Source organism: Labilibacter marinus, from assembly GCF_001659685.2.
In the GTDB taxonomy this organism is placed as follows: domain Bacteria; phylum Bacteroidota; class Bacteroidia; order Bacteroidales; family Marinilabiliaceae; genus Saccharicrinis; species Saccharicrinis marinus.
Genome location: NZ_LXYE02000035.1, coordinates 140,915 through 157,946 on the forward strand (window position 1 = coordinate 140,915; position 17,032 = coordinate 157,946).

Consider the following 17,032-nt stretch of genomic DNA (forward strand, 5'->3'; position numbering starts at 1 on the left):
ATGGCACAGCATTTGAAATAATGGAAACCGAGTTCATAAATAGACAAATTAAAAATCTTATATAAATTAAATTAAAATGGGAAAAATAATTGGAATCGATTTAGGTACGACCAACTCTTGTGTTTCTGTAATGGAAGGAAGCGAGCCGGTTGTAATTCCAAATAGCGAAGGTAAAAGAACAACTCCTTCTATTGTGGCGTTTGTTGAAGGTGGTGAAAGAAAAGTAGGTGACCCTGCAAAACGTCAGGCTATTACTAACCCTACCAAAACGATTTATTCTATTAAGCGTTTCATCGGTGATAACTTTGATGAGATTCCTAACGAAGTAACTCGTGTTCCTTATCAAGTAATTAAAGGTGATAACAACACACCTCGTGTACTTATCGACGATAGAAAATATTCTCCTCAGGAAATTTCAGCAATGACACTTCAAAAAATGAAGAAGACAGCTGAGGATTACTTAGGACAAGAAGTGACTGAAGCTGTAATTACAGTTCCTGCTTACTTTAACGATGCACAACGTCAAGCTACTAAAGAAGCAGGTGAAATTGCTGGTTTAGCTGTAAAACGTATCATCAATGAGCCTACTGCTGCTTCGTTAGCGTATGGTTTAGACAAGATGGACAGAGACATGAAAATTGCTGTGTTCGACCTTGGTGGTGGTACTTTTGATATCTCAGTTCTTGAGTTAGGAGATGGTGTATTCGAAGTAAAATCTACTAACGGTGATACTCACCTTGGTGGTGATGACTTTGATGATGTAATCATTAACTGGTTAGCTGACGAGTTTTTAAAAGACGAAGGTATTGATTTACGTAAAGATCCAATGGCTCACCAGCGTTTAAAAGATGCTGCTGAAAAAGCTAAAATTGAGCTTTCAAGTGGTAACTCTACTGAAATCAACTTACCATATATTATGCCTGTTGATGGTATTCCAAAGCACTTGGTAAAAAGTTTAAGTCGTGCACAATTCGAGCAATTGGCTGACAAATTAATCCAAGCTACTTTAGAGCCTTGTAAAGCTGCTCTTTCTGATGCTGGAATGTCGCCATCTGATATTGACGAAGTAATTTTAGTAGGTGGTTCTACTCGTATCCCTGCTATCCAAGAGATTGTTAAAAACTTCTTTGGTAAAGAAGCTTCTAAAGGTGTAAACCCTGATGAGGTTGTAGCTGTAGGTGCTGCTATCCAAGGTGGTGTATTAACTGGTGAAGTTAAAGATGTATTGTTATTAGATGTTACTCCACTTTCATTAGGTATTGAAACTATGGGTGGTGTAATGACTAAGCTGATTGAAGCAAACACTACTATCCCAACCAAAAAGTCGGAAACATTTACAACTGCTGCTGACAACCAGCCTTCAGTTGAGATTCATATTGTACAAGGTGAGCGTCCGATGGCTGCTCAAAACAAAACAATTGGTCGTTTCCACTTAGATGGAATTTCTCCAGCACAGCGTGGTGTACCACAAATTGAAGTATCTTTTGATATTGATGCAAATGGTATCCTTCACGTAACGGCTAAAGATAAAGCAACAGGTAAAGAGCAAAGTATTCGTATTGAGGCTTCTTCTGGTTTAAGCGATAACGAAATCAAGCGCATGAAGGATGAAGCGGCTGCTAATGCAGATGCGGACAACCAAGCGAAAGAGAAGATTGACAAAATGAACGGTGCTGACAGCCTTATCTTCCAAACTGAAAAACAATTAAAAGAGTTTGGTGATAAATTACCAGCTGACAAAAAAGGACCTATTGAAGCTGCTTTAGAGAAGTTAAAAGAAGCGCATAAAGCGGAAGATTTAGCTGCTATTGATGCTGCAACTACTGAGTTGAATACAGTATTCCAAGCTGCTTCTCAGGAGATGTATAACGCTACTCAAGCTGAAGGTGGACAAGCAGGTGGAGCTCAACCAGGACCAGATGCTGGTGCACAAGGTGGACAAGCTAAAGGTGACGACGAAGTTACTGATGTAGACTTTGAAGAAGTGAAGTAATTCGCTTACTACATATAGAATGATTTAAAGCCCTCAGTAATGAGGGCTTTTTTTATGCTCTTTCATATAGAGTATTCTGACATGATTTACAAGATTTACATGGCTTTACATTTTTTCATCATGTAAAGCCAGTCTAAAATTTGCAGTTTCCTTCTCTTAATACAGTTTAAACTCAACACTTATTTGTTTATTCTAAACTGTTCTAATTCTGGGGGTGCTAACAAGAAGCTTTAGCGGCAGATACTTATTATAAGATTTGAGGCCTATTATTTTATTCAATCAACTCTTCAAATGAAGCTTCAAGAACCTGCTTCCTTTCAAAATCAAACAGAGCCAATTTTCTAATACTATAATACCTTTGCCAATATTCTGCTAAAAAGCACCGTCGAATTGAGTCAATATCTGCAAAGTATTCATATCCATAAATTTATAAAACTTTAGCTAATACATATACTCAATAAAAAAATCCCAACACAGAAACTGCATTGGGATTAACATCATAACTTTCGTCTTTTTACTTTCAACCATTGGTCTACGACCAATGACCGTAACTTATCACTTTTTCGCTACCATTATCTGGATAGATTTAATAGAAGTATTTCCAATATTGTCCACTGCTTCAACGGTAATAGTATACACTTCTGATTCTTTAAAGCTTTTTAGTTCGTTACCTATGGCCGATGAGTATAGTTTTTTAGTTCCATCATTAATTTGATAATGGATTGTTTTATTTCCACACTCGTTATCGGTGGCTGCCAAATACATTTTCGCGAACGGCGAATACACATTAACTGGCTTACCATCCACCTGCTCTGTACGAATAGGTTTAATACTAAAGTTGATGAAAATATCAGGCCCGCTTTTATCTACATAAAACTGACTTTCTTTTATCTCTTCCTTATTATTGACATTATCGAGCGCATAATACTTTAACGAATGAAATCCTTCATCCGCCACTTTAAGCTCCGATGCCAAAACCTCTTCTGCCCCATCTAAATTATAAGCTATGTGTTTTAATCCTGAAGCCTCATCTTCTGATAATAACTGAATGCTGGTGTTCTCTGAAATAAACAAGGTATCCTTAGCAAAAAACTGTGCCCCTTTGTAATCTACCCCTGAGTACGGCGTTTCCATATCTACATAAACTTGCAGTTGTTCAATATTCGAAACATTGGAAACCAAATCGTTGGCCTGATAATACAAGGTATGCACGCCATCCTCTTGTGGAAAAGGAATCGGTTCGGCCCAATCGGTATTCACCATCACATCAAAACAAGTTTTATCTAAACTTTTTGAATTAAAGCTGTATAGTATTTTAAAGATTCCCACCAAGTCGTCTTTACCTTGAATTTGTGCTTTACTACGCCCCGATACATATTGGTATTTACCTTTATAAAAATCGCCCTTAATTTCGCACCCTACCGTTGGTGCTACATCATCTACCACAAACGAAAACATCTCATTATTAACACCTGCTACCGAGCCATTAGAATCTCCTGCTACATCGGAAATATTACCTACATTATCCTCGGCCCAAAACACCAGTTGGTGCGTACCCGTTTTTAAAAATGAAGTACTGATAGGTTTGTAATACGTTTTTTCAGCTCCATCATCAATGCGGTATTTAATGCTTTTAATACCTGTTGTTTCGTCCATAGCCAACAACTTAATGGTAGAGTTACCTGATATGGTATTACCAGAAACCTCTCCATGAAAAGCCCAATTAACCGTTGGCTTTTTATTATCTATAGTAAATGTCTTTTCTTTTTCTTCTTCCACGTTACCCACATGGTCAACGGCGTAATATTTTAGCATATATTCACCTGCTGTCTCAAAACTAAGTGTATCCTGATACTTGCTATATGCTGAACCATTTAAACTATAATACACATCCTCTACTCCTGAAACTTTATCCTTAGCTTTTAATACAATTTTCAGATTCTGATTATAGAAGATAGCACCCTCGTTGACATATGATTTTGCTTGCAGAAAATGAGATGAAGTAGCAGGTGCCAAACCATCGGCGTACACTTCAAAAACAATATCTGCCTCTGGGTAAACTATTTTCTTGGTTACTGTATCAACCTGCGACGGCGTTCTAACCGTATTTAGTCCTTCTGAATCGAAATAAAAAGGGCTGGCATATTGAGGGGTGCTATGACTTTTAAGTTCCTCAACACCACTAGCTGGATTAGGCGAAGTTCCTAAAAACAAATACATGGGTTGATGTTTGTTGGCATAAACCTTCCCTTCGGCCGATTTATACATTTTTTTTGGGTGATTTAAAGGCTGTTGAGCCACCAACATAGAAGATAAGTAAAGACAAGCAAATAGCGCTTTCAGTTTAATTCCCATAACAGTACAAAAGTTTAAGTGTCCCCCAAAAAATCATACGGCAATTATTTAAAAAAGGTTGTCATCTTTAGACAAAAGAATTCAACATTTTTATAACATCTATTGAGATAACAATACTTAGTTACTAGCGGTTAATTGTTAGCGTTAAAAGGGTAGCTTATAAACATACAAACTGAAAGCATACGAACTTATAAATCCCCGTACCAACACTCTCTGGCGGTGTACTTCCGCATACTCTCAAGAGTAAAAGAAAGAGCTTAATACATGAAGCTGGTAATTTGTAAACCATGCCAAAACCAATAGAACTATTGCTAGCTAATGATTATTAATCAATAACTGTAGGCCGCCTACTGGCAACTGAATACTAGGTACTCTCAACTTTCTTAAATATATTTGTGCCTATGGATCATAGAGATAATGTATTTTTGGCTGTGGCCGAAAACTTGAGTTTTTCCAAAGCAGCGGAAGAGCTTTTTATTAGTCAGCCTGCCGTTACCAAACACATCAAGGAGTTGGAAAGCAAACTAAACAGCACTCTGTTTGAGCGAAAAGGCAATAGAATATACCTGACTAAGGCTGGTAAAATAAACTATGAATATCTGAAAAAAATAAAACACCAATACGAAGAATTAGAGTTCGAATTGGGTCAGTTAAACGATACTTTCAAAGGAACCTTGCGGGTTGGTGCTAGTTCAACCATTTCAAATTACGTTATTCCCGAAGCTATCGCCTCGTTCTACAAACGATATCCCAACATCGATTTACACCTGTATAGTGGCAACTCGGTTGAAATACAGAAAAAACTAGTTTCCAACGAAATTGATATTGCCCTGGTTGAAAACAACTCTTCGCTGTCAGACCTAAAGTACATTGATTTATTAGAAGACGAACTTGTGGTGGTTACGGGTAGCAATAGCGTTTATGCCAAGCGCAAGCAGGTAAGCTTAGCCGACTTAAAAGAGATTCCTATTGTGTTGCGCGAAAAGGGTTCGGGTACTTTAGAGGTGATACAGCAATCTTTAAAAAAGCACAATCTACGCCTCGACGACCTCAACATAATTATTCATCTGGGCAGTACCGAAGCCATTAAAAACTTCCTCACAAACTTTAATGGTATTGCCATATTATCGGAGAAGTCAGTAAAAAAAGAGTTTCAACTAAAAAGCATAGTAAAACTAAGCGTTAAAGGGCTTCAATTCCAACGAAAGTTACGAATTGCCCTGAAGCAAGGTAATGTGGGTCATAGTACACAAACATTTATTAACCTACTCTCTAAATATAACTTTTAGTTATACATTATAAACATTTTGTATTTGCTTTAGATATACGACGCATCTATATTTGTATCGTAATGAAAGCAAAACTAAATATCAGTCAGAAACAGGTACAACTTATTTATTGTACAATTGCAGCGCTTTGCTTCACGCCGATTCTGTCGCCTGCAATAGCCCTATTACTAGGTATTGGCTTATCATTACTCGGCATAAAATACACGCCCAAAACTTTTAATACTTCTATTATTCTACAAGCATCAATTGTATTGATGGGCTTTGGCATGAACCTGGGTAAAGTGATTGAAACTTCGCAAAGCGCATTCTTTGAAACGGCAATTTCGGTAGTAGCTGTCATGAGTATAGGTATACTACTGGGTAAGTTATTAAAGGTAGATAGTAAGGTAAGTATTTTAATAGCTGCTGGCACTGCTATCTGTGGAGGTAGCGCTATTGCAGCAGTATCTAACGTACTCAACCCTAAAAATCACCAGGTATCATTTTCTTTAATCGTTATATTTATACTAAACGCTTTGGCCTTATTTATCTTTCCATATGTGGGTCACCATTTAAATTTATCGCAAGCTACTTTTGGGCATTGGGCTGCTATTGCTATACACGATACCAGCTCGGTTGTTGGTGCCGGTGCCATATACGGACAAGAAGCTTTGGACATTGCCACAACCGTTAAATTGGTTAGGGCACTTTGGATTATTCCCTTGTCTATAGTTATTTCGTTTAGTCAGAAGAAAGAAGAAAAAGGCAAAGTAAAAGTTCCTTATTTTATTTTCCTTTTTGTAGGAGCCATATTAGTAGCACACCTTTTACCTGATTGGCAAGGAACATATACTCATTTTAATTGGCTAGGTAAAAAAGGAATGGTGTTGGCCTTATTTTTTATCGGAACAAATATTTCTGTTGCCGACACTAAAAAAGCGGGTATAAAAAGCTTTGTTTTAGGCGTTTCTCTTTGGCTTGTAATTGCTGTAGGTTCTTTATTGGTTCTGAACATTTAAAATATCATCAACTATATTTTTTATTGAGGGGTGACTTTAGTTCTTAACTTAAAGTTACCTCTTTGATAATTTAAACAAACGTCACATACAAGGACATAGCCAACGCGATCAATAACAAAAATGAATACATAAAAAAGATAGCTACTAACTTAAAAATTATGTTACTCCATTTTCGCTGATACAGTTTTCGAGCTCCTATTATCGAGTAAATCGGAATTAAAAAGAATAGGTAGTTTTCAATCGAACTTTCCTTATTGGGAAAAATAAGCTTGATTCCCATCATGAGAATAAAAATTACAAATAGGAAGGAATGTTGGTTGATGGCAAATATGAGATGCCCCAAGTAATACTTATATTTTTTATGGAAGAACAACCACAAAAAAGCGCCATACAAAGGCATTAATAAAAATAAAAACCACGATAAATATTTTATAAATTGAGGGAAATAATACTCTGGATGTTTTAATATATCTTTTAATTTTTTCTCATCCTTACTATCTAATTTTTCATCTGGCGTACTAATTATTTCATTGTAAACATCTTTAAACTCACCACCTGGGCCAATTTCTCCTTTATCAATAGATTGTTTTATTTTCTTAAGCTCCTTTCGCTCGTCCTCAGACATAGTATTATTCACTATAACTGAATCAATAACTTCACCAACCTCCTCTTTAACCGAATCATGAATGCTTATTCCATTTTTACCAAGGTTGATTTTGCTTCCATCATAATTTTTAAATGTGGTGTAATTCAACATCATAAAAAAGATAAAGCTCACAAACACATAAAACCTAAATGGTGGCATGTAACGTACGCGATGCCCCAATATAAATTCGTGTGCCATTTTACCAGGCAGAAATAAAACAGCTTTTAGGGTTTTCCATAGGCGGGTATCAAAGGCAAACATATTTCCTGCCAAATCATAAATTAACATGCCAAATGGCTGGTTGTACTCTCTGATATTTTGCCCGCAATTAGGACAAAAATTTCCTATAAATTCGGTTGAACAGTTTTTACAGGTAATATTATCGGAAGTATTTGTTTGATCACTCATAGCTGGATAATTCGGTATTTCACATTATCTAACCCAAGAACTTTGCACATTTTACTTCTTCTTTTTAAGCGTTGAAAGCTTATACGAGAATGAGACGTATACATATTGCATTACTGGGTTAAAGTAGGAGTTATTAATTTGATCTTCTCGTTGATTAATTAGTTTTCGGTAATTATAAGAGTCAAATATATCATTCAACTTCAAACTAAGCAAACCTTTTCCTTTTAAGAGTTTGTACTTGGCGGATAAATTTACCGTATAATATTGGTAGCGCTTACCCTGCACTGAAATATCCGTTCCATTATAATTGGCCATCATCTGACAACTAAGCTTTTTATTTACGCTGTAATTGGCTGATAATTTTAGCATAGTATACCATTGTTCTTTATCCAAAGAACTTGAGAGCTTTTCCCCTTCTAAAGTTTTGTAGTAGGAAGTAATTGAAGGCCTAAATACCAACTTACCCCAAGGTAGAGATCCAGAAACTTCAAAACCCATATTTTGCATACTTCCTAAATTATCCGCTTGCGATTTAGTGATGAGCTTACCATCCTCTTCAACCAAGGAATAATATGTACCTATTAAATCATCGATATGTGTATAAAAGATTGCTCCATTTAAGCTTATTTTATTCATCATTAAGTGATGATGAAAATCTAAAGTTTGCGTTTGCTGACTCTTTAAGTTCGGATTTCCAGTATTTTTATAATACCCACCAAAGGACAAAGAAATAGGACTTAACTGCCTGTAATTTGGCATCTTATTACGTAAAGAATAACTAATACCCCAAGTGTAACGCTCATTAACTTCTTTTTCGAGTAAAAAAGATGGTGCCCAAGCCGTTAAATTAGATATAGTGGTACTATCCAACGAGGGCACTTCTTGCGTAATTTGCGTTTGCTCATACCTTAAACCACCCGAGAAATCATACTTCCCCATGCTTCCATTCATAACCGCATAAAGGCCAGGTTTAATTTCATCCAAATTAAAACCAACATCTCTCACTTCTTCTTTCTTTATCTCATCAACATTGATGTAATTTATTTTCTTCGATATCTTTTCCTGCTCAAAACGTCGGTAATTAATCTGTGTTCCCAGCTCTAAATGCCAATTCTTATGCACGGGTAATTCGTAATCTACTTTTAGCATTGCCGAGTTATTATCATCACTACCAGTTCTAATCTCCTTGGATGAACTAGGCAAAGGTTCCTCTGTTTCAATATCCAATGGCTGCGATGTTCTTATATAATCTAACGTAGCTCCTGCTTTAGCATATTTTAGCTGAGCCCTTAGTTTGTGCTTCTTCGAATTCTTAAATGTCTTTCGATAAATACCCGAAAACTCCAACAAGGCATTGGTATTTTCCTCCTCCCTATTATTATTAGATAAACTGGTTAATATCGTATCTGCATCATAAGATTCTGTTAGATAATTAGATGTTAACGGAGCATCCTTCTCTTGATACAAGGTCTGAAAAGTAAGATTGGATAATTTTGAAAATCGATATCTGGCATTAGCCCGAATAAAAAGTGCTTGTTGTACGCGATGATTATGTAATTTTTGCTTTAAATGCTTATCCCCTTTCTCTGAGAATATACTTCTGGAAACATCTCTATAATCTTCCTTGGGGTCTTCCTTTACACTAGCATTTAATCCAAAATTCCAGTCTTTATAGGTAATATTTACTCCTGCATTTACATTGTATCGCTTAGGCCATCCATAACCCACGCTATACTTCTGGTTAAATCCAGATAACTGATTATCTTTTAATTTAATATTAATAATGCCGCCCCCATTTTTAGAATCGTATTTTGCGGAAGGATTAGAAATGACCTCAATACTTGAAATAACATCACTAGGTAATTGGCCCAACATATCTGCCAAATCACTCTCAACTCCATCTATTAATATTGTCGCTTTAGCTCCCTTTAAGGTCACATTGTCATCCATATCCATACCCAAGGATGGGATATTCTTAAAAACATCTAAGGCATTCTCTCCTGCATTTGATCCACTCCCCACATTATAAACCAACATACCAGGATGATTCTCTACCAAGGCCTTTTCCGAAACAATGGTGATTTCTTCGAGCTGGGTCGCTTTTCTTCGCATCTTTAAAGTATCCATACGATTATTCCCTTTCTTTACCCAAATACTATCCTTTGTCAAAGGCTCATAACCTAAGTAATACGATTGAATAGAATAATATCCTTCTGATAAATCACCGAAAGTAAATACTCCTAAATCATCTGAAACAGTACCTTGAAGAATTTGAGAATTACCTAGTTCTCGAATAGTAATATTAGCAAATGGAATTTCTTGACCATTTTTGGTTGACAACACGCCTTGTAGAGAAGTCGTATTTTGGCCAATAACAATAGAACTTAAGAATGATAAATATAAAATGATAAGAATATAACGCATAACCATAAATTAATGGTTAGCAATATATTCATAACACGAAACAAGCTACCTCGCAGCAGTATTTATCCACTTCATAATTTGTCTCTGTCAATATATAAATAGATGAAATGTGGGTCTAATACTTTTTAAACTTCCTAATATGTCTCTCATCATCCAATATAAATTCGATGATATAAACTCCTGAAGTCAATTCGGAAACATCTATATAATCAGCACCTAAGTTAAAATCATTAATCACTTGAATTACTAGACCTTTTGTATTCAGTATTTTTACAGTCTTAGCCTTTTGCACTAAATCTATCTTTACATTTAGTACATCAATCACTGGGTTAGGATAAATGATCAATGTGTTTTCGCCAAATAAATTATTTACATCTGTACTGGTATCACTTATGTATACCTTAAACGTGAATGCTCCAACTCCACCTTTTCCATCATTAGCAGTAACTGTCACCTCAGTTTCGCCTATATTCAATGCACTTAAACTTAGCTGACCTGTAACCAGTTCATGATTTATAATGCTTTCACTAGATACTTCATAACTATACGACATCAAGTCATTATCTACATCATTAAAGTGAGCATCTAGATTTATATTAAATGAAGGGTCGTTTAACTGTAAATACACATCATTGACATCAATAAAACAAATAGGATTACTATTGGCTAAAACTCTTAACGTAAACGAATGCACTATCGTAGCATCAAAGGAATTTGTAGCTGTCACAGCTATCTGCATACTTCCTACAGACGAAGGATTAAAGCTTAAAATATTTTCATTAATTATACTAGGAGTTGCAATACTTCTATCCGAACTGATAGAATACGACAGAACACTACCGCTGTTTGGTTCACTAAATACTTGATTTAAATCAATCTGACCATTAGAAGTCAAATAAACGCTTCTATCTCCTATAGGGTCAATTACACTTGGTGGTAATATCGTTGTACCTAGTAATGATACTTGAATACTTGGTTTATCTGGATCTGACGACTGAATTTGAAGTGTGCCGGAATAATCCTGATTTAAGGTAGGTGCAAATTTTACATCTACCCAAAGTATTTCACTTGGCATAACAACTTGGCTACTAAACATGGCTGTAAAGGCCTCATTTGTGAACTCCAATGCATTCACATCTAATTTTCTTGATCCAGTATTTTTAATACCAATTTTGCTCCATCGTGCCTCGTTAATCAGTACGTTTGTAAAATCTAATTGTGATAAGTCAGCTTCAATATTCTCTATTCCAGAAACATTCAATAAAATAGGCACTTGAAGGTCACTTGAAGATATATCGTTATTATTCACTTTTATGTCAACCACATATTCACCCTCAGCCATTCTTCGGGTATCGATGGTATATTTTATACTGTCTGATTTTTGGCCAGAAATAAAAACATTTTTACTCTGCACCTGACAAGCTTTAGGGTTTAGTTCTTTTACGCCATATTTAAATGAGTTTATTAATAAATCCTCGTGCCCTTTTTTACTCATATATTGAAAGGACTCATCCCCCATCGTTATAACCTTACCATCTCCCAGTTGACTTGTTGCTGCATAACAATTCCCATTCATATCGTTAATTAAACGAGAAGCAGGAGTTTCAACTAATAAAGTGCTTTCGGCATGTGTTCCTATTTCGTAACCTGATATCGAATTTGTAATATTGTGCGAAACAACTATTCCATTTCCTCCAATAGCGGGAACACTTGTAAATGAGATTCCTGTGCCTGATAAAAACTCATTATAAGCACTTAATATTCCATCTCCTTGAATTATTAACAGACCACCATTTTTGATCCAAGATTTTAATTCATCACCTTTACTATCTAATAAATCAACTGAATCATCTATAATCAGAACATTTAAACTATTGATATTCTCATCAAAATTAGTTGAGGTAATCCTCATAAAAGAACAACCATTAGCACTTAAAACATCTTTTAAACTATTATAGTAATACACATTTTTTACCAGCCCCACTTCAACATCAGATAAATCCTGAACCAATGAATGGTATTCAATTGGATTTTTACTTTCTCCTTTTTCATATGCAGAAAGCAATTCACCTTGATATGCCAGTATACCTGTATTTATATTATTCACCACGATAAAACTATCTATCGTTTCTCCACTCCATAAATCTATTCTAACCGTATCTGCATTTACAGAAATATCCGGAGAAGATTCAACCTGAATTTGTCTCGTTATCTGATTATTCGAAAAACAGTTATCTGCTAACAGCGCTACTTCATAAGTTCCTGATTCTCGATATTTATGTTTTGGATTTTGATCACTAGATTCTTCTCCATCTCCGAAGCTCCAGCTCCAAGATTTTGGAGTATTAGATGACTGGTCATTGAACTGAATATTGTAATTAACGGGTAATAGCTCTTCCGATATAGTAAAGTCAGCTATGGTCTGCTCACCTGTGGTAAAATCCGTTTTGGTCCAACTCGCTTTAAAACCATCTTCATTAACCGAACCATCCGATGTAAATATCAACAACATCTTACCTGAGGTAGCTTGTACTGATGTTCCTTCGGCTATAGTACCTTTTAAATGGGCTAATAAAGGATCTGAAGTTTCGCTACCATCATATACTTTTAGTCCATCACAACAAGCTTCTGTACTAAATGATTCAATATTTAAAATAATCTCATAAGCACAATCAGGAGCTATTAAAAAGGAAAAGTTTTCTTCTCTATTATACGTTCCAGTTTCGCCACCCGAATCAAGTATAAAGCCATCGCTTAAAGAAGATTCGGTATCTTCTCCCATAATAAACTCATTCGTTACAGTTAACTGTTTTACCAATTTATTTGAACCAAACTCATTTGTCACTGTCAGCTCTACATCATAAACCCCATTAACATCATATACAACCTCTGGAGAACTATCTGTAGAGTATTCTGGTGAACCACCCTCAAAATACCAAATACGATCAGTTGGAAAGTTTTGGCTTTGATCTTCAAAAGTAACAGATTGATTTTTACTAATCTTCTCTTTACTCATTGAAAATAATGCTTGTGGTGCATCCGTATTCTCACTTAATACAACAGCGTAATCCTCATATTGCCCATACTTAGAATCATCTTTTGCATTTAAACCTGAACTATACTCAACCTTATCAGAACCAACTCTCATTCTTAGTGGTAAATCGAAATAGGTTCCTTTTGGAATTTCAACGAATCCAGAGTGAATACCAAGTCCTTCAGAATAAAACACTAGTTCATTGGCATCTGAAAAACCTCCATCATTATTAAAGTCAATCCAAGCTTTTACAGCTTCAGGATATGTTTCTCCAGTTCTTATTTCTATCGGATAGCTTTTTCCTTCAATTAAATTTGCTCTTATTGGACAAGTGTAGTCAACATATCCATCACTTACTCCCAATGATCGATTAACAATATCTTCAAACAAGAAACTATAAATTCCACCATCTTCAGCATTCTCGCTTTCTGGCATAAAATCCGCAACTACAAGAGCTCCATCTTCTGACACCGAAAAATAGTTTTCAACTTCAATGAAATCGGAAGATTGACAAGAAGAGGTTCCTTCCACCTCTAACCTTAGTGCATAATCCCCAGAACTTTCTAGCGTAACTAAAGGATTTTCCTCATTACTGAACTCTACGCCATTTAAATACCAAGTATAAACATTGGCATTAGTGCTTATATTTTGAATCTCAACAGTTACAGGAGAACTGCAAAACTTTGTTTGACTTGAAGTAAAAGCTGCATTAACAGCATCTTGATAGGCTTGCCCAACACCCACTGCATACCAAGCATTAGTAACCTGAATAACCTCATTTGAACAAGCTCCATACAAATCTATGGCCGCTTGAATAGAATAGAATCTAGCATCCTCATAATCGCTATATTGCCCTAAGTATACGGTTAAATTCCGGTAAGATATGGCAGCTGCAGCATCCATACCAATGGCTTCTACCATAAACTTATCACCGTTATCGTTGATACCATTACCTCCCTCACAAAGTAAATAAAACCAATAATTTTGAACCATCGAATTGGTATGAACTCCTCCATGATCATGGCTTTCTGTAACCCAATATGTTCCTTTATAAGTGGTTGGTTGAAATGCGCTTTTAGGGTCAGCTATATTTCTCATAAAAGAAACACCATCTAAAAAAACCTGCTCTCCTATGATATAATTTGCTGAACTTGGTTTTGCATAAAAATCAACAGCTATCCCAAAAATATCAGAAAAGGATTCGTTTAAAGCTCCTGACTCATTTAAGTATTCCAAATTAGCTGTATGATCGGTTAAACCATGAGCTATTTCGTGAGCCACAATATCTAAGGAAGCTAATGCCGTTTTATTGACTCCATCACCGTCTCCATAAGTCATTCTGTCTCCATCCCAAAAAGCATTACCATAATTCTCTCCAAAATGAACGTATGACTTTAACACCTTACCTTGATCATCAATTGAGTTTCTACCAAAGTTATGCCAGAAATAGTCGTATGTTTTTTCAGCTCCATAATGTGCATCATAGGCTACTTGATCATATACGTTATCCCAATAATTATCATCATCAACAAAGGGTACCGCTTCATGATAAAATTGACCATTATTCAAATTATACGTCTCAACGCCATTTCCTCTATTACTTTCTTTTAGCTGATAAGCACCATCGGTTTCTGTAGTTGTAATATTTACATTCCCATTATAAAAAGTAACAGCATTTCCTTCTACATCACCTAAATGAATCCTAGAAATTCGTTTGAGCACACCCCCAGTTTGAGCATTTACATAAACATACTCTCTTTTTAAAGGTATTAATGAATAAACATCGATTTTATAACACAATTGAAGAACCTGATTGTTGGGAACATAAACTAATTCAGCTTTAGGATATAACTCTGTATCATTATCCCATACAAACCTTTTAGAATCGAATGATGAAATGGCTATCTCTATTGCTCTACTATCAGATATACTTACTGCTTGATAAACAGTTTGCGTTTTTGTGATCTTTCCACTGGCACTACTGGGGCTCCCATTATTATAATGTACTGCAAAACCCATTCCTTCCACAGGAATATCTTTATACTGTAATTGATATTTTATATGAAACTCACCTCGACTGTCAACTTCATTCTTTAGGTGATTGAGGTCATAATTGTTAGGAAGAGCTAGATTAGCTTTTAATTCTTTCTCGCTTAATCTATTACCTGATTTTAATTTTAGTGCAGATAACTCAAAAAACTCAATATTTCCAGAAACGCTATCAACCCTCACTTTTTGAGTTCCAGAAAGGATGGCATCACTCTTTTCTCCCAAATAAGATTGAGCATTTACCGTACAGGTAAGTAATCCAAAAAATAATATTAGAGCAATTCCTTTCAATGTGTTGATGCCTGTTAAATTTTTATCATCCAAAATAGGACAACAAACAAATTTACGCAAAAAACGGATGGAACTTTACAAAACTTTGACAAATGAATCAAATAACTAGTTCTAGCTTATATTTTTAACACTAAAGAAATGGAATTGTTGAAGCTCACAGTTATAATGCAGTTATAGCATTTATTGTTAATGATTAACCTTTCAAAAAAATTACACTTCAGAAACCATTGAACTAGTATCATCGAGCTCTTCATTAGGAGCCTTATTTAAAACAAATCGTTTATAATAGGAGAACATAAGAGTAGTCAACGGTAATGCAACTAGCATTCCTAACAGACCTAATAGACTTCCCCAAATAGATAGTGATAAAAGAATGATGGCAGGATGAAGACCATAGACACGACCCATGATTTTAGGTACTAAAATAGTTTCTTGAATCAACTGAACCACACCCATTACTATAGCCGCTAGTAAAACCACTTGCCAAAAGCTTTGATTTGTTTCCATTGCTCGTAATAACGACAGCAAAAAAACAGGGATAAAACCAACCACTTGAAGGTAAGGCACAATATTCAAAGCTCCTATGAATAGGCCAATGATAATAGCCATTGGTAAACCAATAATCTTAAAACCTATGGACAATAAAACACCTACTATCAATGCAATTAAGCCTTGAGCTCTAAAGTAAATCTGCATCCCTTCTGTCAAGTCGTTAAATAATTCTGACACTGGCCCTCTAAATTTTGGAGGAATTAATCCTTGCCAGCCTTCAGATATTTGCCTAAAGTCAATTAAAAGAAATACCAGATATACCAAAATAATCAACAGACTTACTAATCCAAAAACAAAATTCATTGAACCTGAAAATACTTTCCAAGCTTGACCAAAAAGATTTTTCACAGAAGTTGCTACACTCTTCGCATCCAAGACTTGAGTAAAATCTGTATTATTAATATATTCTCGTACATAAACAATCACCTCTTTAGGTAAAATATCAGTTACCGAACCATGTTCAATATATTTTCTAATCAACTGAACCATTTTAGCCATCTCTGCAAAAAAGAGAGGTACAAGCCATGTGAATAAAAAATAAAGACCACCTAGAACAATGACTAAACTAGTAGCAACTGCCAATCCCCTATACTTAAACCTGCACTTATATTGAAAGAAGCCTACCAACGGATTAATAAGATAAGCCATTAAAACAGCTATAAAAAAGGGCACTAACGCACCACTTAAGCGTTTTAATAGAAAGTAAAATGCAAGTAAAAATGCTATAGAAAGAACCATTCGAACTACTCGATCGAATGTATATGGTTTGGATTCAGGTGAAATCATATTTTCAATTTTGCAGCAATATATTAAAAAATTAGCATACTGTTATTTTTGCAAAAATAAATAGGTCCAATCTTCGTTTCTCTGTAGAAGCAATTAATTAAGCATTGTGAATATTTGTTAATTAATGTAATTAATTATAAACAATTTAATAGGAATTAAAAAGATTATTACTTAATTTACAGTTCATTTTTTAATAAAAAAAGAAAC

The 17,032-nt window shown here is 35.2% G+C and carries 8 protein-coding genes; 3 read left to right on the forward strand and 5 right to left on the reverse strand.

Annotated elements, in window-relative coordinates:
* The first annotated feature begins 76 nt into the window (after nucleotides 1-76).
* A complete protein-coding gene (gene dnaK / locus A8L32_RS14910) occupies nucleotides 77-1,993 on the forward strand; it encodes a molecular chaperone DnaK (protein WP_075590889.1) in 1,917 nt (638 codons plus the stop codon).
* A gap of 555 nt (nucleotides 1,994-2,548) precedes the next feature.
* On the opposite strand, the gene A8L32_RS14915 is transcribed toward dnaK, so the two are convergent.
* Nucleotides 2,549-4,348 carry an OmpL47-type beta-barrel domain-containing protein gene (locus A8L32_RS14915; protein WP_075590890.1) on the reverse strand — a complete coding sequence of 600 codons (1,800 nt, stop codon included), beginning with the start codon at nucleotides 4,346-4,348 and terminating at the stop codon, nucleotides 2,549-2,551.
* A gap of 401 nt (nucleotides 4,349-4,749) precedes the next feature.
* Between A8L32_RS14915 and A8L32_RS14920 the strand changes: the two genes are divergently transcribed.
* Nucleotides 4,750-5,637: a LysR family transcriptional regulator gene (locus tag A8L32_RS14920; protein WP_075590891.1), complete on the forward strand. Its 888-nt coding sequence runs from the start codon at nucleotides 4,750-4,752 to the stop codon at nucleotides 5,635-5,637.
* A 62-nt stretch (nucleotides 5,638-5,699) separates the two neighbouring features.
* On the forward strand, nucleotides 5,700-6,635 hold the full coding sequence (locus A8L32_RS14925; protein WP_075590892.1) for a YeiH family protein: 936 nt from the start codon (nucleotides 5,700-5,702) through the stop codon (nucleotides 6,633-6,635).
* A 70-nt stretch (nucleotides 6,636-6,705) separates the two neighbouring features.
* Here the strand turns inward: A8L32_RS14925 and A8L32_RS14930 are convergent, their stop codons facing one another.
* The 4 genes from A8L32_RS14930 to A8L32_RS14945 form a co-directional block, all read right to left on the reverse strand.
* Nucleotides 6,706-7,689: a DUF3667 domain-containing protein gene (locus A8L32_RS14930; RefSeq protein WP_075590893.1), complete on the reverse strand. Its 984-nt coding sequence runs from the start codon at nucleotides 7,687-7,689 to the stop codon at nucleotides 6,706-6,708.
* 51 nt (nucleotides 7,690-7,740) lie between these two features.
* Nucleotides 7,741-10,113 (reverse strand): outer membrane beta-barrel family protein, encoded by a 2,373-nt coding sequence (locus A8L32_RS14935; protein WP_158027252.1) that lies wholly within the window; start codon nucleotides 10,111-10,113, stop codon nucleotides 7,741-7,743.
* Nucleotides 10,114-10,228: 115 nt separating this feature from the next.
* Complete coding sequence (locus A8L32_RS14940) at nucleotides 10,229-15,520, reverse strand: M4 family metallopeptidase (RefSeq protein ID WP_143525123.1); 5,292 nt, start codon at nucleotides 15,518-15,520, stop codon at nucleotides 10,229-10,231.
* Nucleotides 15,521-15,697: 177 nt separating this feature from the next.
* Nucleotides 15,698-16,825 (reverse strand): AI-2E family transporter, encoded by a 1,128-nt coding sequence (locus tag A8L32_RS14945; RefSeq protein ID WP_075590896.1) that lies wholly within the window; start codon nucleotides 16,823-16,825, stop codon nucleotides 15,698-15,700.
* Between the last annotated feature and the right edge of the window lie 207 nt (nucleotides 16,826-17,032).